18 protein-coding genes are annotated in these 17,897 nt (G+C 69.8%); 11 read left to right on the forward strand and 7 right to left on the reverse strand.

What is annotated here, in order from left to right; all coding sequences use genetic code 11:
* Positions 1-21 precede the first annotated feature (21 nt).
* The 3 genes from R0232_RS02410 (at position 22) to R0232_RS02420 (ending at position 2,330) form a co-directional block, all read left to right on the forward strand.
* Positions 22-918 carry a LysR substrate-binding domain-containing protein gene (locus R0232_RS02410; protein WP_093355264.1) on the forward strand — a complete coding sequence of 299 codons (897 nt, stop codon included), beginning with the start codon at positions 22-24 and terminating at the stop codon, positions 916-918.
* 217 nt (positions 919-1,135) lie between these two features.
* Positions 1,136-1,879: an AP2 domain-containing protein gene (locus tag R0232_RS02415; protein ID WP_256223065.1), complete on the forward strand. Its 744-nt coding sequence runs from the start codon at positions 1,136-1,138 to the stop codon at positions 1,877-1,879.
* A 55-nt stretch (positions 1,880-1,934) separates the two neighbouring features.
* Positions 1,935-2,330, forward strand: a complete 396-nt coding sequence (locus tag R0232_RS02420) for a hypothetical protein (RefSeq protein ID WP_093355269.1) — start codon at positions 1,935-1,937, stop codon at positions 2,328-2,330.
* Here R0232_RS02420 and R0232_RS02425 read toward each other — a convergent pair.
* The 7 genes from R0232_RS02425 to R0232_RS02455 all read right to left on the reverse strand — a co-directional run bounded on the left by R0232_RS02425 (position 2,321) and on the right by R0232_RS02455 (position 8,874).
* Positions 2,321-3,370, reverse strand: a complete 1,050-nt coding sequence (locus R0232_RS02425) for a serine/threonine protein kinase (RefSeq protein WP_431511139.1) — start codon at positions 3,368-3,370, stop codon at positions 2,321-2,323. The genes R0232_RS02420 and R0232_RS02425 overlap by 10 nt on opposite strands.
* Before the next feature lie 35 nt (positions 3,371-3,405).
* Positions 3,406-4,524, reverse strand: a complete 1,119-nt coding sequence (locus tag R0232_RS02430; protein WP_431511140.1) for a DUF2855 family protein — start codon at positions 4,522-4,524, stop codon at positions 3,406-3,408.
* A 205-nt stretch (positions 4,525-4,729) separates the two neighbouring features.
* Positions 4,730-5,155, reverse strand: a complete 426-nt coding sequence (locus R0232_RS02435; RefSeq protein ID WP_057595126.1) for an organic hydroperoxide resistance protein — start codon at positions 5,153-5,155, stop codon at positions 4,730-4,732.
* 105 nt (positions 5,156-5,260) lie between these two features.
* A complete protein-coding gene (locus tag R0232_RS02440) occupies positions 5,261-5,710 on the reverse strand; it encodes a MarR family winged helix-turn-helix transcriptional regulator (protein ID WP_431511141.1) in 450 nt (149 codons plus the stop codon).
* Positions 5,711-5,804: 94 nt separating this feature from the next.
* On the reverse strand, positions 5,805-7,142 hold the full coding sequence (locus R0232_RS02445) for a serine hydrolase domain-containing protein (protein ID WP_431511142.1): 1,338 nt from the start codon (positions 7,140-7,142) through the stop codon (positions 5,805-5,807).
* 36 nt (positions 7,143-7,178) lie between these two features.
* Entirely contained in the window at positions 7,179-7,994 is an 816-nt protein-coding gene (locus R0232_RS02450; protein WP_431511143.1) for a crotonase/enoyl-CoA hydratase family protein, read from the reverse strand.
* Positions 7,995-8,025: 31 nt separating this feature from the next.
* Positions 8,026-8,874: a 3-hydroxybutyryl-CoA dehydrogenase gene (locus R0232_RS02455; RefSeq protein ID WP_093355279.1), complete on the reverse strand. Its 849-nt coding sequence runs from the start codon at positions 8,872-8,874 to the stop codon at positions 8,026-8,028.
* A 179-nt stretch (positions 8,875-9,053) separates the two neighbouring features.
* Between R0232_RS02455 and purT the strand changes: the two genes are divergently transcribed.
* The 8 genes from purT (at position 9,054) to R0232_RS02495 (ending at position 17,848) form a co-directional block, all read left to right on the forward strand.
* Complete coding sequence (gene purT / locus R0232_RS02460; RefSeq protein WP_431511144.1) at positions 9,054-10,256, forward strand: formate-dependent phosphoribosylglycinamide formyltransferase; 1,203 nt, start codon at positions 9,054-9,056, stop codon at positions 10,254-10,256.
* 189 nt (positions 10,257-10,445) lie between these two features.
* Positions 10,446-11,399 carry an alpha/beta hydrolase gene (locus R0232_RS02465; RefSeq protein WP_431511145.1) on the forward strand — a complete coding sequence of 318 codons (954 nt, stop codon included), beginning with the start codon at positions 10,446-10,448 and terminating at the stop codon, positions 11,397-11,399.
* Positions 11,400-11,521: 122 nt separating this feature from the next.
* Positions 11,522-12,397 carry a helix-turn-helix domain-containing protein gene (locus R0232_RS02470; RefSeq protein ID WP_208510568.1) on the forward strand — a complete coding sequence of 292 codons (876 nt, stop codon included), beginning with the start codon at positions 11,522-11,524 and terminating at the stop codon, positions 12,395-12,397.
* Between the two features lie 19 nt (positions 12,398-12,416).
* Positions 12,417-13,292: a branched-chain amino acid ABC transporter permease gene (locus R0232_RS02475; protein ID WP_203203897.1), complete on the forward strand. Its 876-nt coding sequence runs from the start codon at positions 12,417-12,419 to the stop codon at positions 13,290-13,292.
* A gap of 2 nt (positions 13,293-13,294) precedes the next feature.
* Positions 13,295-14,371 carry a branched-chain amino acid ABC transporter permease gene (locus R0232_RS02480; RefSeq protein WP_093355289.1) on the forward strand — a complete coding sequence of 359 codons (1,077 nt, stop codon included), beginning with the start codon at positions 13,295-13,297 and terminating at the stop codon, positions 14,369-14,371.
* Positions 14,368-15,189, forward strand: coding sequence for an ABC transporter ATP-binding protein (locus R0232_RS02485; RefSeq protein ID WP_431511146.1), 822 nt, complete (start codon positions 14,368-14,370; stop codon positions 15,187-15,189). The genes R0232_RS02480 and R0232_RS02485 overlap by 4 nt, the downstream gene beginning before the upstream one ends.
* On the forward strand, positions 15,186-15,959 hold the full coding sequence (locus R0232_RS02490) for an ABC transporter ATP-binding protein (RefSeq protein WP_208510569.1): 774 nt from the start codon (positions 15,186-15,188) through the stop codon (positions 15,957-15,959). Before R0232_RS02485 ends, R0232_RS02490 begins: the two co-directional genes overlap by 4 nt.
* A 5-nt stretch (positions 15,960-15,964) precedes the next feature.
* Entirely contained in the window at positions 15,965-17,848 is a 1,884-nt protein-coding gene (locus tag R0232_RS02495) for an AMP-dependent synthetase/ligase (RefSeq protein ID WP_431511147.1), read from the forward strand.
* Positions 17,849-17,897: the final 49 nt, after the last annotated feature.

Below are 17,897 nucleotides of genomic sequence, written 5' to 3' on the forward strand. Positions count from 1 at the left end.
CTCGATTCGATTTGCCTATTCATGGAACTGCGTCACCTGCGCTATTTCTCCGTGCTCGCCGAGGAGCTGCACTTCGGGCGCGCGGCACGCCGGCTCTCGATCTCGCAGCCGCCGCTGTCGGTGGCGATCCGCCAGCTCGAGGACACGGTAGGCGCGCGCCTGTTCGAGCGCAACAGCAAGGAGGTGCGGCTCACTCCCGCGGGCGACGCGCTGCGCGTGTCGGCGCGCCGGCTGCTGCAGCAGGCCGAGGAGGCCGCGCTCGAGGCGCGCGACATCGCGCAGGGCTCGGCCGGGCGGCTGCGCATCGGCTTCGTCGGCGCGATGCTCTACCGCGGCCTGCCGCAGGCGCTGCGCGCGTTCCAGGCCAAGCATCCGGCGGTGCGAATCACGCTGGCCGAACTCAACTCGGGCGTGCAGATCACCGAGCTGATGCACGACCGGCTCGACCTCGGCTTCGTCCACACCGCGCGCATGCCGCCCGAGCTGCAGCACCGGCTGCTGCTGACCGAGCCTTTCGTCTGCTGCCTGCCCGCGGGCCATGCGCTGGCGCGGCGGCGCGCGCTCGCGCCGGCCGAGCTGCGCGGCGAACCCTTCGTGCTGTTCTCGCGCGAGGCCTCGCCCGACTACCACGAGCGCATCCTCTCGATCTGCGCCGACGCGGGCTTCCATCCCGAGGTGCGGCACGAGGTGCGGCACTGGCTCGCGGTGGTCTCGCTGGTGTCGCAGGGCATGGGCGTGGCGCTGGTGCCGCAGGCGATGCGGCACTCGGCGCTCAGCGGCGCGGTGTTCCGCCCGCTCGACCGCGAGGTCACGCCGTCGGAGGCCTACGGCGTGTGGCGCGCGGGGCCGCCGAACATGCTGGTGCAGCGGCTGCTCGACGGGCTCGCGAAGAGCCTGCGCGAGAGCGCGAAGCGCTGAACGCGCACGCCGTTCTGCACCGTCTTCGTGGCAGGGCCGTGACCATGCGGGGCATCGACCCCGCGCCGCGCCGGGCTACCGGAACCGGTGATGCCCAAGGCCTTGCGAAGGCTTTAGTATTCCCGCCAACCTCGCCGTGGCCCGGGCCTTCAAGAGCATGCAAAAAGGGGTGTCGCCAGGGGGTTCAGATCAACGACACGGCCGTGTCGACGCCAGCATGCCCAAAGGTATCCCCAATTCCGCCGCCATGTACGGCATCTTCACCCGGCCCTGGGGCTACGAGGTCTCCGTCATGCGCAACGGAACCCGCCACTACCGGCAGTTCGGCCGGGCGAGCTACGGTGGCGCCGAACAGGCGTTGCTGCATGCGCAGGACTGGCGCGACGCCATCGTGCGGCAGCACCCGCCGATCGCGCGTCGCGCGCGCGCCGAGCAGCCGCGCGCCAACAACAGCACCGGTGCGCCCGGCGTCTACAGCCGCGTCGCGCCCGACGGCCGCGTGCGTGCCTGGCTCGCCAAGACCTACATCGCCGAGGACCAGATCCTGCAGACCTACTTCTCGGTCGACGGCGCCGATCGCGCGGCCCATGCGGCGGCGCTGGCCGAGCGCGCGCGCCAGCTCGCGCAGATGACCGGCCTGGCGCACGTGCACCCGGCCGAGGAGGCGATCCGCCGCGAGACCGATGCCGCGCCGCGCGCGCGCACGCCGCGGCTCTCGCGCGCGGAGATCGTGCGCCGCAACAACTCGAGCGGCACCAGCGGCGTGCAGTTCAAGTCGCCGCGGCCCGACCATCCGGGCTACTGGATGGCGATCACCTTCATCGCCGGGCGCGGCACCGTCAGCAAGGCCTTCTCGGTGAAGACCCATGGCGAGCAGGCGGCCAAGCGCCTCGCGATCGCCGAGCGCGAGACGCAGCTCGCGCTCAAGCGGCAGCTCGACGGCGCGGAGCTGGCGTCCTGATGGCGGCGCGTGCGTGCAAGGCCGGGCCCGCGGGCACGGCCGGGGCGGTGCTGCCATGAGCCTCAAATCGTTGAACCGGCTGCTGCGCGTGGCCTCGCACCTGCTCGACCAGGCCGCGGCCGACGTGCGGGCCTGCGGCCTCGAGCCCGCCACCGAGCAGGTGCACCGCATCGGCCGCGCGATGGTCGAGCTGATCGAGGTGCAGCGCCGGATCTATGCCGAGCAGCCCGAGCTGCAGCCGCGCACGCTCGTGGCCTCGCGCCGCGAGGCCGATGCCAACCGGCTGTTCACCCAACTGATGCTCGAGGCGCTGGACCTCGAGGACGCCGGCAACGTGGCGGCCGCACTCGAGAAGTACACGCAGTTCATCGGCCTCTCGCCCTCGCACCACCACCGCGAGATCGTGCGCGAGGAGATCCGCCGGCTGTCGGCGCCGGCCGTTCAGGCGTAGATCGGGTCCTCGGCCATCGCCTCGCACTGGTCCTGCAGCATCTGGACCTGGCCCTTCCAGTAGTCGCTGCTGCCGAACCAGGGGAAGTTGATCGGGAAGATCGGGTCTTCCCAGCGCCGCGCGAGCCAGGCGCTGTAGTGGATCAGGCGCAGCGTGCGCAGCGGTTCGATCAGCGCGAGCTCGCGGCGGTCGAATTCGCGGAACTGCTCGTAGCCGTCGAGCAGGCCCGAGAGCTGCGCGGTGCGCTGGGCGCGCTCGCCCGACAGCAGCATCCACAGGTCCTGCACCGCGAAGCCGGTGCGCGCGTCGTCGAGGTCGACGAAGTGCGGGCCGCCGTGGGGGCGGTCGGTCGGGGTCCAGAGGATGTTGCCGGGGTGCACGTCGCCATGCAGGCGCAGCTTGCGCGGGCCGTCGCCGGTGGCCGCCGCGCTCGAAAGCGGGGTCGCGGCGATCATCGCCAGCGCCTCGTTGCAGGCCTTCTCCCAGTCGCGCTGCACGTCGAGCGGCAGCTTGTCGTTCGCCAGCAACCAGTCGCGCGAGGCGGTGCCGAAGTTCTGCAGGTCGAGCGCGGGCCGCGCCTCGAACGGGCGCGCGGCGCCCACGGTGTGGATGCGCGCGAGAAAGCGCCCGACCCATTCGAGCACCTCGAAGTCGTCGAGCTCGGGCGCGCGGCCGCCGCGGTAGGGGCTCACGCTGAAGGCGAAGCCGGCATGGCGGTGCAAGGTGGCGCCGCCGAAGGCCAGCGGCGGCACGGCGGGGACCTCGGCCGCGGCCAGTTCGAGCGAGAAGGCATGCTCCTCGAGGATCTCGGCCTCGCTCCAGCGGCCGGGCCGGTAGAACTTGACCACCACGGCCGGGTGCGGCTGTGGGTCCTCGAGGTGCACCTGGTAGACCCGGTTCTCGTAGGAGTTGAGCCCGGTGAGCCGGCCGTCGCCGTGCAGGCCGAGGCCCGCGAGCGCGTCGAGCACCACGTCGGGCGTGAGGCTCTCGTAGGGATGGGCAGGGTGGCCGGCGGGCGCCGCGGGGGAATCGGGAATCATGCGGCGATTGTCGTCGCCCGCACCCCGCGCGCTTTTCAGAGGCCGCCGGGGTGCGCGTGCAGCGACAGGATGTGGCCGGTGCGCGGATCGCCCTTGCCGGCCAGCACCTGGGCATAGGCCGCCTGCGCGGCCGCGCCGCCGCGGTGGTGTTCGGCACGCAGCCAGGGGCTCGCGGCATCGGTGGCGCGCGCGGTGAAGGCCTGCCAGGCCGCCACCATGCGGCGGCTGAATTCCTCGGCGCCCCATTCGGCGGTGCGCTTCTTGATCTGCGCGGGCGCGAAGAACAGCGTGGCGCGCGGGCCCGCGAGCTCGCGGGTGGCGCCCTTCGAGGCCAGTTCGTCGACGTGCGTGCCGCCGATCGCGCAGCTGTAGCGCAGGCCGGTGAAGCGCGCATGGACCGCCTCGCGCAGCGCGCCGTTGCCCGCGAAGTCGATGTAGACGCAGGGCGTGTCGGCGGGCAATTCGTCGAGCGCGTCGTAGCGCAGCACGCGGTGGTAGCAGCCCAGGCTCTCGCAGTAGCCGACGTTGCCGGCCGAGGTCAGGCCGACCACCTCGATGCCTTCGCGCTGGTGCAGCTGGAACGCGGTGCCGTAGGCCGTCTTGCTCGAGGCGCTCGACAGCAGCATGGTGCGCGCGCCGAAGAAGTCGTTGTCGGCCATGAAGTCGTCGATCAGCCAGGAGGTGATGAACAGCGGGCGCAGCAGCGCCTGCGTGTCCTCGCTGTCGGCGGTGTAGAGCGGATCGGCATTGCAGCGGAAGTACTGGTTGTAGACCACCGGCAGCTCGGCACGGTGCGCGGCGCCGTCGGCGAAGCGCTCGGGCGACAGCCGCGTGGGGCTCAGCACCGCGCCGGTGGCCATGGGCCAGTAGCCGTAGAGGCGCTCGCCCACGGCCACGCCCGGATGCAGCGACTGCACCACGCTCGCGAAGCCCCACACGGGGATGTTGCCCCAGGCCTCGTCGCCGGTGGGGAAGAAGCGCCAGTAGCTCATGGCCTCGCCGAAGGCGGCGTAGGTGATGTTGTTCGAGGTCAGCGCGAAGCTGTCGATGCGCACGCGCACCTGGCCGTCGGCCAGTGGCGTGTCGGTGCGGTCGTCGAGGCGGGTGTCGCCCAGTTGGCTCTTGCGGATCTGCAGGCTGAGGGTGGTGCTCATGGCGTGTCGAAGCTCCGTGGCTGCGCGGCGTTCCGGCCGCTGGGGTGGCAAGGGGTGCGTCGCAACGCACCGGTGAGTGCACGCCACGTTAGCCAAGCTTCGTGAAAGGCGCCATCGCGCCGGCGCCGCGCGCGTCGCACGCGGGACAAGCGCGCGCGCGCAAAAAAGCCCCGCGGCGCGGGGCTTCGTCGTGGAGCGCGGGGGCTCAGGCGATCGTCAGTTCGACGTCGATGTTGCCGCGCGTGGCGTTCGAGTACGGGCAGACCTGGTGGGCCGTGTCGACCAGCTTCTGCTTCTGTTCGGCGTCGAGGCCGGGCAGCGTGATCGCCAGCTTGACCGCGATGCCGTAGGCGGCGCCGCCATTCGTCGGGCCGAGGGAGACACTGGAGTCGATCGCCACGTCGTCCGGCACCTTGACGCCGATCTTCGGGCCCACGGCCTTCATCGCGCCGATGAAGCAGGCGGCATAGCCGACCGCGAACAGCTGTTCGGGGTTGGTGCCGGGCTTGCCCGAACCGGGCGAGCTCAGCTGGACGTCGATCGCGCCGTCGCTGGATTTGCCGGCGCCGTCGCGGCCGCCCGTGGTGTGGGCCTGGGCGGTGTAGAGCACTTTGTCGAGCTTGGTGGTCATGGTGTTTCCTTGGTCGAAGTGGAGGGGGGTTGAAGAAAGCCGTCGTGGTCCGGAAAGGCACGCGGCGGGAGAAACCTGTTGTAGTGATTGAAATGGCTTGCTTGCTCAGGCGGCCTTGCGGATGCGGTCGCGCAGCGTTTGAATCTGGTGGGTGAGGTCCACGAGCTCGGGCACCGAGCATTCGGAGGCCGCGAGCAGGCATTCGGGCACGTGGCCCGCGCGCGCCTTGAGGCGGCGGCCCGCGGCCGTGAGCGTGATGTGCACGCGGCGCTCGTCGGCCACGTCGCGCACGCGGGCCACGAAGCCGTTGGCCTCGAGGCGCTTGAGCAGCGGGGTGAGCGTGCCCGAGTCGAGCGAGACGCGCTCGCCGAGTTCGGAGACCATGGGGCCGTCTTTTTCCCACAGGGCGAGCATCACCAGGTACTGCGGGTAGGTGAGACCGAGCTTGTCGAGCAGGGGCTTGTACAGGCGGGTCATGGCCAGCGAGGCGGAGTACATGGCGAAGCAGAGCTGGTTGTCCAGCTTCAGGAGTTCGTCTTGCGTGAGGGAGGGCATGGGCCGAATTATGGCACTCAATTAAATTGTGTGCAAAGTATTTCGTGCGACAGGGTTTTCGGGTCCCCTCTCCCGGCGGAGAGGGCAGGAAAACTCAGGGGCGTTTCATCAGCGCATCGGCCACCGCGGCAAAGCCCGGCAGCGTCAGCGGATCGTTGCCCGCGTTCGCCGCCACCGGATGCGCCGCGTAGCGCACGATCACCATCTGCGCCGCCGGGTCCACGTAGATGCTCTGGCCGTGGATGCCGCGCGCCATGTAGGCACCGTGCGCGTTGTTCGACACCCACCACATGTTGCGGTACGACCAGCCCGGCAGCAGGCCGTAGCCGGCCTTCGCGAACTTGGCGGTGTCGCCGCCGCGGCGGATATCGTCGACCACCGCCTTCGGGAACACCTGCTGCCCGTTGGGCGCGCGGCCGCCGTTGCGCAGGGTTTCGCCGAAGCGCGCGAGGTCGCGCAGCGTGGTGTTGAGGCCGCCGCCGCCCGACTCGGTGCCGATGCTGTCGACCATGAAGTAGGCGTCCTGCTCGGCGCCGATGCGGCGCCAGATCTTCTCGCTCAGCAGGTCGGCCAGCGACTGGTTGCTGGCGCGGCGCAGGATCCAGGCCAGCACCTCGGCATTGCTGGTCTTGTAGCCGAAGGCCTCGTCGTGCGCGCCTTCCTTCTTCTGCAGCGCGAGGAACTCGTAGAAGGTCTTCGGGCCGTTGTAGCCGGGCGCGCGCGGAATGAAGCCGCCGGCGCGCGAGTAGTCCCAGATCTCGGCCTGGGGATCGGCGTAGTTCTCGGAGTAGCGCACGCCGATGGTCATGTCCATCACCTGGCGCACGGTGGCGTCGCCGTAGGCGCTGTCCTTGAGCTCGGGCACGTACTTTGTGACGGGCGCCGCGGGGTCGAGCTTGCCCTCGTCGGCGAGGATCGCGGCCAGCGTGCCGACGAAGGACTTGGTGACCGACATCGCGAGGTGCGGCCGCTCGGGCGTGAGCGCGCCGAAGTACTTCTCGTACACCACCTGGCCGCGGTGCAGCACCAGGATGCCGTCGGTGTAGGTGTTGGCGATCATCTGGGCGACCGTGCTCTCTTCGCCCGACAGCGACTTGAAGCGGATGCCCTCGATCTGCTGGGGCGTCACGCCCGTGGCGGCCGGCAGCGGGCTCGCGGCGCCGCTGCCGCGCCACACGTTGGTGGTGGGCACGACCTCGCGCACGTGCGAGAAGGTCCAGCGGTTGCGCGGGAAGGCGTTGCCCGCGGGGTTCTCGAAGGTGATCTGCTTGTCGGGCGGCGGCGGAAAGCCGCGCATCCAGCCGAGCGCGTCGACGGAGGTGGCCGCGGGATCGGGCAGGGCCGCGGGCGCGGCCGGTGCCTGGGCGTGGAGGGAGGTGTTCACGGCGGAGAGGGTCAGGGCGGCCAGGGCCGCGCGCAGTCGCAGGGTCATGGTGAGGGATGGAGGAGGGGGCGGGAAGGGCGTTCGTCAGCGCCCGCTGAAGCGCGCGGGTCGGCGCTCGATGAAGGAGCGCACGCCCTCGGCCGCGTCCTCGCTGTTCGACAGCCGCTTCTGCGTCTCGATGAACTCGCCGACCGCGGCCAGCGGTCCGTGCTCGATCGCCTTGAGCACGTTGAGGCGCGTGGCCACCACCGCGAGCGGCGCCTGCGCGGCGATGCGCTGCGCGATCGCGAGCGCCTCGTCGAGCTCCTGGCCCGCGGGCACGACCTTCTGCACGAAGTTCAGGCGATAGGCCTCGGCGCTGCCGAACTCGTCGGCCGTCAGCAGGTGCAGCATCGCGTTGCCGAGGCCGGCGCGCTCGGCCATGCGCAAGGTGGCGCCGCCCGTGGCCATGATGCCGCGCTGCACCTCCATCTGCGAGAAGCGGCAGTTGTCGGCCGCCACCACGATGTCGGCGCCGAGCATCAGCTCGATGCCCACCGTGAAGCAGATGCCCTTGACCGCCACCACCATCGGCTTGGTGCGCCGGCGGTAGCCCTCGAGGCCGAAGTCGTGCGGCTCCACCAGCCCCTGCGGGATCGCCTTCTCGCCGCGCTTCATGTAGTCGGCCACCGCGGGCAGGTCGAGGCCGGCCGTGAAGTGGTCGCCGAAGGCATGCAGCACGCCCACGCGCAGGTTCGGGTCGTCGTCCAGGCGCGTGTAGGCCTCGGCGAGCTGGCGGAACATCGGCGGCGTCCAGCCGTTGCGCTTGGCGGGCCGGTTGATGCCGATCAGCAGCACGTGGTCGAGCACCTGGGTGTCGATGCAGCCTTCGGCCGGCGGGGTGGTGGGCGTGGCGGTCATGGCGTTGCCTGTCTCCTCGTTCTTCGGCGCGTCAGTAGGTGTAGACGCCGCGGCCGGTCTTGCGGCCCAGCTGGCCGGCGGCCACCATTTCCTTCAGCAGCGGGCAGGGGCGGTACTTGGAGTCGCCGAACTGGTCGAGGTAGACCTCCATCACCGCGAGGCAGACGTCCAGGCCGATCATGTCGGCCAGCGCCAGCGGGCCGATCGGCTGGTTGCAGCCCAGCTTCATGCCGGCGTCGATGTCCTCGGCGGTCGCGATGCCCTCGGACAGCACGAAGAAGGCCTCGTTGATCATCGGCACCAGGATGCGGTTGACCACGAAGCCCGGCGCGTTCTTCACCGTGATCGGCGACTTGCCCAGGCGCTCGGCCAGTTCCTTCACCGTGTCGTGGGTGGCGTCGCTCGTGAGGTAGCCGCGGATCAGCTCGACCAGCGCCATCATCGGCACCGGGTTGAAGAAGTGCATGCCGATGAAGCGGTCGGCGCGCGAGGTGGCGGCGGCCAGCTGCGTGATCGAGATCGAGGAGGTGTTCGAGGCGATGATGACCTCGGGGCCCACGAGCTCGTCGACCTGCTTGAGGATCTTGAGCTTGAGCGCGTGGTTCTCGGTCGCGGCCTCGATCACGAGCTGCGCGCCCTTGAGGTCGTCGTAGTTGGTCGAGCCCTGGATCAGCGCCAGCGCGGCGGCCTTCTGCTCGGCGGTGAGCTTTTCCTTCTTGATCAGCCGGTCGAGGCTGCCCGAGACGGTGGCCAGGCCCTTGTCGACCGCCGCCTGCGCGACGTCGATCATCACCACCTTGACGCCCGCCACCGCACAGGCCTGCGCAATGCCGTTGCCCATCGTGCCGGCGCCGATGATGCCGACGGTCTGAATCGCCATGAGAAATGCTCCTTGAGAAAACGAAAGGGGAAGAAAAGAGAAGGCGGGCCAGCCGCCGTGCCGTCCATTGTGGATCAGCCCCGCCGGCGCGTCGTTGCCGCGGGCGACACGGGTGGCTTACAGTGCGCGCTCGCGCTTTTCCCCTCTTTTTCTTTCCTCCCGAACCGACAGAAGCCGCCATGACCACCCTCGGCACCCCTCTCTCCCCCTCGGCAACCCGCGTGATGCTCCTCGGCTCCGGCGAACTCGGCAAGGAGGTGCTGATCGCCCTGCAGCGCCTGGGCGTCGAGACCATCGCTGTCGACCGCTACGAGAACGCACCCGGCCAGCAGGTGGCCCACCATGCGCGCACCATCGTCATGAGCGATCCCGCGCAGCTGCAGGCGCTGATCGAGGCCGAGAAGCCGCAGCTCGTGGTGCCCGAGATCGAGGCCATCGCCACGCCGATGCTGCAGCAGCTCGAGGACGCGGGCACGGTGCGCGTGATCCCCACGGCCCGCGCCGCCCGCCTCACGATGGACCGCGAAGGCATCCGCCGCCTGGCCGCCGAGACCCTGGGCGTGCCCACCAGCCCCTACAAGTTCTGCGACTCGCTCGCCGAGCTGCAGGCCGCGATCGACGGCGGCATCGGCTACCCCTGCATCGTGAAGCCCGTGATGAGCAGCTCGGGCAAGGGCCAGAGCAAGATCGACGGCCCGGCCGATGTGCAGAAGGCCTGGGACTACGCCATGGCCGGCGGCCGCGTGAGCCATGGCCGCGTGATCGTCGAGGGCTTCATCGACTTCGACTACGAGATCACGCTGCTGACGGTGCGCGCCAAGGAGGCCGGCGGCGCCGTGAACACCCGGTTCTGCGAGCCCATCGGCCACGTGCAGGTCAGCGGCGACTACGTCGAGAGCTGGCAGCCGCACCCGATGGCGCCGGCCGCGCTGCAGAAGGCGCAGCAGATCGCCGAGGCGGTCACGGCCGACCTCGGCGGCCAGGGCCTGTTTGGCGTCGAGCTGTTCGTCAAGGGCGACCAGGTCTGGTTCAGCGAGGTCAGCCCGCGGCCGCACGACACCGGCATGGTCACCATGGCCACGCAGTGGCAGAACGAGTTCGAGCTGCATGCGCGCGCGATCCTCGGCCTGCCGGTGGACACCACGCTCAAGAGCCCGGGCGCCAGCGCCGTGATCTACGGCGGCGTCGATGCCCAGGGCATCGCCTTCGACGGCGTGGCCGAGGCGCTGCAGGTGCCGGGCGTGGACCTGCGCCTGTTCGGCAAGCCCGAGAGCTTCGTCAAGCGCCGCATGGGCGTGGCGTTGGCGCATGCGGCCGACGTGGAGACCGCGCGCGTCAACGCCAAGGAAGCGGCCTCGCGCGTGAAGCCGCGCCAGGCCTGATCGCTGCGGCCGCCGGGTTGCGCGCGCGACAGCCGTAGCCAGTTTTCGCAAGCCGCGCCGCAGCGGCGCAGGCATGGTGCCAGGGCTGACGAAGGACGCCGGCCCGGGGAGGGATGCGGGTGCATGCGGATACCGTCCGCGCGCGCCGCGCTCCACACTGGGTCGATCGATCGATCCACCGGAGACACCATGCTGCATCCCCAGGCCCGGGCGCTGCTCGACTTCATCGAGGCGCGCGGCATCCCGCCGACCCACACGCTGTCGCCCACCGACGCGCGCGCCTTCTACCGCGAGCGCCGCGCCGCCACCCAGCCGCTGCCGGCCGAAGTGGCCGAGGTGCGCGACCTGGCGGCCGACGGGCCGCATGGCCCCATTCCGGTGCGCATCTACCGGCCGCTGGCCTCGGGCGCCGGCCCGTTGCCGGTGCTGGTGTATTACCACGGTGGCGGCTGGGTCATCGGCGACCTCGACACGCACGACGTGCTGTGCCGCGAACTGGCCAACGGCGCCGGCTGCGCGGTGGTGGCGGTCGACTACCGCATGGCGCCCGAGCACCGCTTCCCGGCCGCGGTCGACGACGTGCTGGCCGCCACCCGCTGGGTGCGGCGCGAGGCCGCGGCGCTGGGCGTGGACGCGAGCCGCATGGCGGTGGGCGGCGACAGCGCCGGCGGCAACCTCGCGGCGGTGGTGGCGATCGCCGCGCGCGAGAGCGCCGACCTGCCGCTCGTGTTCCAGCTGCTGATCTATCCGGCCACCGACATGCGGCGCGGCCATCCGTCGCACCAGGCCAACGGCCAGGGCTACCTGCTGACGCGCGACACGATGACGTACTTCCACGACCACTACATCACCGATGCGAAGCACGACCTCGACTGGCGTGCCTCGCCGCTGCTGCACGGCGATCTGTCGCGGCTGCCGCCGGCGCTGGTGCTCACCGCCGGCTACGACCCGCTGCGCGACGAAGGCCTGGCCTATGCCGAGGCGCTGACCGCGGCCGGCAACAGCGCGAACTACCTCTGCTTCGAGCGCCAGATCCATGGTTTCGTGACCATGGGCAAGGTGCTCGACGAGGCCAACACCGCGGTCGCGCTTTGCGCCACCGAGTTGCGTCGCGCGTTCGCGGCGCCACGGCCGCAGGCCTAGGGAAAGTCCCCGCGCAAATCGGTGCCGCGCCGCGCGCGTGCCCCGCTACGATCAGCCCCACAACGACGCCGACCCAGGGCCCGTGCCCTGGCCCAGGCCCCCGAATGCAGGAGACAGACACCATGCAGGGAACGAGGATGGCGCCGTCGACGCAAGGCGGTGCCCGCGAGGGTCGCGGCCAGGGCGAACGCCTGATGTGGCTCACCACGCAGCGCGTGTTCTACGCCGGCCTGCTGGGCCGTGCCGCCGTGCGCACCATGGGCGGCCATGGCGTCTATATCTCTCCCGCGGGCGCACCGCCCAACCGCCTGCGCGTGGGCGGCGGTGCCTGGCAGAGCGGCGAACTGCTGGTGGTGCCGCCGCAGGTGCCGATCGAGATCGAGAGCGCGCATCCGCTGATCCTCAACCTGCTGATCGAATCGGAGTCGGTCGATCCCGCGCGCATGCCCGACTGGCTGCAGCACTGCGGCCCGGTGCAGGCACCGGCCTTCGTGCAGCGCGTGCGCGAGAGCCATGCCCAGTTGCTCGCCGCCTCGGCGCGCGGCCAGCGCTTCGACGGCCTGGACTTCGACCGCCAGTTCTTCGGCGCGCCGCTCGCGCCGCGCGCGCTCGATGCGCGCATCCGCAAGGTCATCGACGCGATCAACGCCGACCCCGCGGCCGCCACCTCGGCCGAGGAATGCGCGGCCTCGGTGCATCTCTCGTTCTCGCGCTTCCTGCACCTGTTCAAGCAGGAGACCGGCATGGCCTTCCGCGCCTTCCGGGCCTGGAAGCGCGCGCGCAGCCTGCTGCGCTACGTGCGCCAGACCGCCACCCTGACCGACATCGCGCTCGAGGCCGGCTATCCCGACTCCACTCATTTCAGCCATTCGATCCGCCAGGTCTACGGCCTGAAGCCCAGCGACATCCTGGCCGGCTCGCGGCGCCTCGCGCTGCACGACGCGGCCGGCGCGGCCTACCGCCCCTTCACGTCCCCGTTCCGTCACCTGCGCCAGTAAGGCCAAGGAGGTTCCCGTCGTGCAGATCCTCCAGCTCCTGCTGTCGGGCATCGCGCAAGGCTGCATCTACGGCCTGATCGCGCTCGGCTTCGTGCTGATCTACAAGGCCACCGAGACGGTGAGCTTCGCGCAGGGCGACCTGATGATGCTCGGCGCCTTCGCCGCGTTCGCGGGCATGTCGCTGTTCGGCATGCCGTTCTGGCTCGCGGCCGTGCTCGCCATCGTCGCGATGGCGGCCTTCGGCGTGCTGCTCGAGCTGGTGGTGATCCGCCCGATCCTCGGCCAGCCGCAGTTCTCGATCGTGATGCTCACCATCGGCATCGCCTACGTGGCGCGCGGCCTGGTCACCATGGTGCCGGGCATCGGCACCGAGACCCATGCGCTGGCCGTGCCCTACAAGGACCGGATCTGGAAGCTCGGCGAGCTGGTGGTGAACCTCGAGCAGCTGGTGATCATCGTCGCCACCGCGATCCTCTGCGGCCTGCTGTTCGCGATGTTCCGCTACAGCAAGCTCGGCATCGCGATGCAGGCTTCGTCGCAGAACCAGCTCGCGGCCTACTACATGGGCATTCCGGTCAAGCGGCTCAACGGGCTGGTGTGGGGGCTGGCGGCCGCGGTCGCGGCGATCGCCGGCATGCTGCTCGCGCCGATCACCTTCGTGCACGCCAACATGGGCTTCATCGGGCTCAAGGCCTTTCCGGCGGCGGTGGTCGGCGGCTTCGGCAGCCTGCCGGGCGCGATCGTCGGCGGGCTGGTGATCGGCATCGTCGAGTCCTTCGCGGGCTTCTACCTGCCCGACGGCTTCAAGGACACGGCGCCGTACATCGTGGTGCTGCTGATGCTGATGATCAAGCCCAACGGCCTGTTCGGCGAGAAGCTGCGCAAGAAAGTCTGAACATGCGCTACATCTTCAAGACTTCCTACGACCAGGACATCCGGCTCGCCAAGCATGGCGGCCAGGTCTTCTGGTATGGCCTCTTGTGCGTCTTCCTGCTGGCCGCGCCGTGGGTCATCGACGAGTACTGGCTCGCGCAACTGACCTTCGTGCTGATCTACGGCATCGTCGGCCTGGGCCTGATGCTGCTCGCGGGCTTCACGGGCCAGTTCTCGATCGGCCACGCGGCCTTCCTCGGCACCGGTGCCTACACGCAGGGCGTGCTGACCAACCTCGGCGTGCCGTTCCCGCTCGCGCTGGTCGCGGCCGCGGCGCTGTCGGCCGGCGTGGGCGTGGTGGTGGCGCTGCCGGCGCTGCGCGTGAAGGGCATCTACCTGGGCATCGCGACGCTCTCGTTCGGCTTCATCGTCGAGGAGGTGTTCGCACGCTGGGAGAGCGTGACCGGCGGCAACGCGGGCCTGCACGTGAAGTCGCCGCAACTCTTCGGCTGGTCGCTGGGCTCGGGCGACGGCTTCTACTTCCTGTGCCTGGTGGTCGCCGTGCTCAGCACGCTGGGCATCCTGAACCTGCTGCGCTCGCCGACCGGCCGCGCCTTCGTGGCGATCCGCGACTCGGAGATCTCGGCGCAGAGCATGGGCATCCACCTCGCGCGCTACAAGACGATGTCGTTCGCGATCTCGGCCGCGCTCGCGGGGCTCGGCGGCGCGCTCTATGCGCACAAGCTGAGCTTCATCTCGCCCGACCAGTTCAATATCCTTCAGTCGATCGACCTGCTGCTGATGGTGGTGATCGGCGGGCTGGGCTCGGTGCACGGCGCCTTCCTCGGCGCGATCTTCCTGATCGCGATGCCGCAGCTGATCTCGATGGGCAAGGACTGGCTGCCCGCGGTGATCGGCCAGGCGCCGGGCCTGCAGGGCTTCGTCTACGGGGTGGTGCTGATCGTGTTCGTGCTGTTCGAGCCGCTGGGGCTGTACGGGCGCTGGCTCAAGGTGCGCACCTACCTGCAGCTGTTTCCGTTCTACCGCAAGGGCCTGTTCAAGCGGCAGAAGTCCTTCACCAAGTCGGATCGCCTGAGATGAGCGGCGGCGACATCCTTCTCTCGGCCCAGGACCTGAGCGTGCGCTTCGGCGGCGTGCTCGCGGTCAACAAGGTCAGCTTCGACGTGCGGCGCGGCGAGGTGTTCACGCTGATCGGGCCCAACGGCGCGGGCAAGACCACGGTGTTCAACCTGATCAGCCGCATCTACACGCCGACCTCGGGCCAGATCACCTGGCATGGCGAGGCCGGCGGCGCGGTGGCGCTGACCAGCCAGGCGCCGCACGCGATCGCGGCGCTCGGCATCGCGCGCACCTTCCAGAACATCGAGCTGTTCGAGCATGCGACGGTGCTGCACAACCTGCTGATCGGCCGCCACACGCACCGGCGCAGCGGCTTCTGGCGCGAGCTGTTCTTCACGCCGGCCACGCGGCGCACCGAGATCGAGGCGCGCGAGAAGGTCGAGCAGGTGATCGAGCTGCTCGACCTGCAGCACCACCGTGACGCGATGGTGGCGGGCCTGCCCTACGGCGTGCGCAAGGTGGTGGAGCTGGCGCGCGCGCTGTGCACCGAACCCAAGCTCCTGCTGCTCGACGAACCCTCGTCGGGCCTCAACGTCGAGGAGACGGCCGACATGGCGTTCTGGATCCAGGACATCCAGCACGAGCTCGGCGTGTCGGTGCTGATGGTGGAGCACGACATGTCGCTGGTGTCGAAGGTGTCGGACCGCGTGCTCGCGATGAACCAGGGCGAGGTGCTGGCCACGGGCTCGCCGCGCGAGGTGCAGGCCGATGCGCGCGTGGTGGAGGCCTACCTCGGCACGGTCGACGACGTGAGCAGCCTGCGGAGGGTTCGAGCATGAGCGACGTGGTGCTTCAGTTGCTCAACGTCGAGAGCGCCTACGGCCCGATCAAGGCCATCCGCGGCGTGAGCCTCCAGGTGCGCCAGGGCGAGATCGCGACCGTGCTGGGCTCCAACGGCGCCGGCAAGACCACCATCCTCAAGACCATCTCGGGGATCATCGATCCGCGCAAGGGCAGCATCGAGTTCCAGGGCCGCGACATCACGGCCAAGGACCCGGCCCACATCGTGCAGCAGGGCCTGAGCCACGTGCCCGAGGGCCGCGAGGTGTTCCCGCTGCTGTCGGTGCGCGACAACCTGCTGATGGGCGCCTACACGCGCCAGGACCGCGACGGCGTGGCGCGCGACATCGAGACCGTGTTCGGCTACTTCCCGATCCTGCGCGAGCGCGCCACGCAGGACGCCGGCCTGCTCTCGGGCGGCCAGCAGCAGATGCTCGCGATCTCGCGCGCCATCATGGCCGCGCCGCACCTGATCCTGCTCGACGAGCCCAGCCTCGGCCTGAGCCCCAAGCTCACCAAGGAGATCTTCGAGATCGTGGTGCGCATCAACCGCGAGCGCGGCACCACCATCCTGCTGGTGGAGCAGAACGCCAACATGGCGCTCAACGCGGCCGACCACGGCTACGTGCTCGAGAACGGCCGCATCGTGATGGAGGACACCTGCGAGCGGCTGCGCGAGAAGGAGGACATCAAGGAGTTCTACCTCGGCGTGAAGGACGACGGCGTGCGCGGCGAGCGGCGCTGGAAGAAAAAGAAGACCTGGAGGTAGCACCGATGAGCAGCACCTTCACACTGCGCGCGCCGGCCGGCCTCTGGGACCTCGCGCACCTGCAGCCCCGCACCGAGGTGGTGGTGCCGGGCGACACCATCCCGGCCGTGTTCTGGAAAGCGGTCGAGTTGCGCCGCGACAAGGTCTGGATGCGGCAGAAGGAATTCGGCATCTGGCGCAGCTGGACCTGGGGCCAGACTGCCGAGGCGGTGCGCGAGATCGCGGGCGGCCTGATGGCGCTGGGCTTCGCGGCCGGCGAGTGCGCCTCGGTGCTGTCGAACACCGTCATCGAATGGGTGCTGGCCGACGTGGCCGTGCTCAGCTGCGGCGGCGTCTCCAACGGCATCTACCCGACCGACGCGGCCTCGCAGGTGCAGTACCTGTGCGAGGACTCGCGCACCATGGTGCTGTTCGTCGAGGACGACGAGCAGCTCGACAAGGCGCTCGAGGTGCGCGCCGCGCTGCCGCTGCTGCGCAAGGTGGTGGTGTTCGACATGGAGGGCCTGCGCGAGCTCGACGACCCCGACGTGCTGAGCCTGGAGGCACTGCGTGCCCTGGGCCGCGCGCACCTGGCCGCGCATCCGCAGGCGCTCGAGCAGCGCGTGGCCGCCTGCCGCGCCGAGGACCTCGCGATCCTGGTCTACACCTCGGGCACCACCGGCAAGCCCAAGGGCGCGATGCACAGCCACGGCGGGCTGGTCTACACCATGCGCGGCTACAACACGCTGCTGGCGCAGGACGAGAGCGACGAGCGCATGTGCTTCCTGCCGCTGTGCCACATCGCCGAGCGCATGGGCGGCGAGTACTTCGCGATGTACACCGGCTCGATCCTCAACTTCGTCGAGAACCCCGAGACCGTGCCCGAGAACGTGCGCGAGATCGCGCCCACGGTGTTCACGGCCGTGCCGCGCGTGTGGGAGAAGTTCTACTCGGGCGTGATGATCGCGCTCAAGGAGGCCAGCCGGCTGCAGCAGGCGGCCTACGGCTGGAGCATCGGCGTGGGCCAGCAGATCGCGCAGCGGGTGCTCGAGGGCCGGCCGGTGGGCGCCGGGCTGCGCCTGAAGTTCCGCCTGGCGCGCTGGCTCGCGCTCGACAACGTGCGCAAGCTGATCGGCATCCACCGCGCGCGCTTCCTCGTGACCGGTGCCGCGCCGATCTCGCCCGAGCTGGTGCGCTGGTACCTCGCGCTCGGCGTGCCGATGCTCGAGGTCTGGGGCTTGACGGAGTCGTGCGGCGCCTCCACCGGCGTGCCGGTCACGCGCATCATGCCGGGCTCGATCGGCCCGGCGGCCGGCTACAACGAGGTGCGCCTCGATCCGCAGACCGGCGAGATCCTGGTGCGCGGCCCGAACGTCTTCATGGGCTACCTGAACCTGCCCGAGAAGACCGCCGAGACCATCGACGCCGAGGGCTGGCTGCACACCGGCGACGTCGGCACGGTCGACGCGGAAGGGTATTTCCGCATCACCGACCGCATGAAGGACATCATCATCACGGCAGGTGGCAAGAACATCACGCCGAGCGAACTCGAGAACGAACTCAAGTTCAGCCCCTACGTCACGGACGCGGTGGTGATCGGCGACAAGAGGCCCTACCTGACGGTGATCGTGATGATCGACCAGGAGAACGTCGAGAAATTCGCGCAGGACAACGACGTGCCGTTCAGCAACTACGAAAGCCTCACGCGCACGCAGGAGGTGCTCGACCTGATCCAGGGCGAGATCGACCGCGTCAATGCGAAGTTCGCGCGCGTGGAGCAGATCAAGAAGTTCTTCCTGCTCGAGACGCAACTGAGCGCCGAGGACGAGGAACTGACGCCGACCATGAAGCTCAAGCGCAAGCTGGTGCAGACCAAGTACGCGCCGCGCATCGAGGCCATGTACCGCTGAGCGCATCGAAAAGCGTCCCGATCGCCACCCGATTTTTTCGCCAACCCGA

The organism is Variovorax sp. DAIF25 (assembly GCF_050711835.1).
Classification (GTDB): domain Bacteria; phylum Pseudomonadota; class Gammaproteobacteria; order Burkholderiales; family Burkholderiaceae_C; genus Variovorax.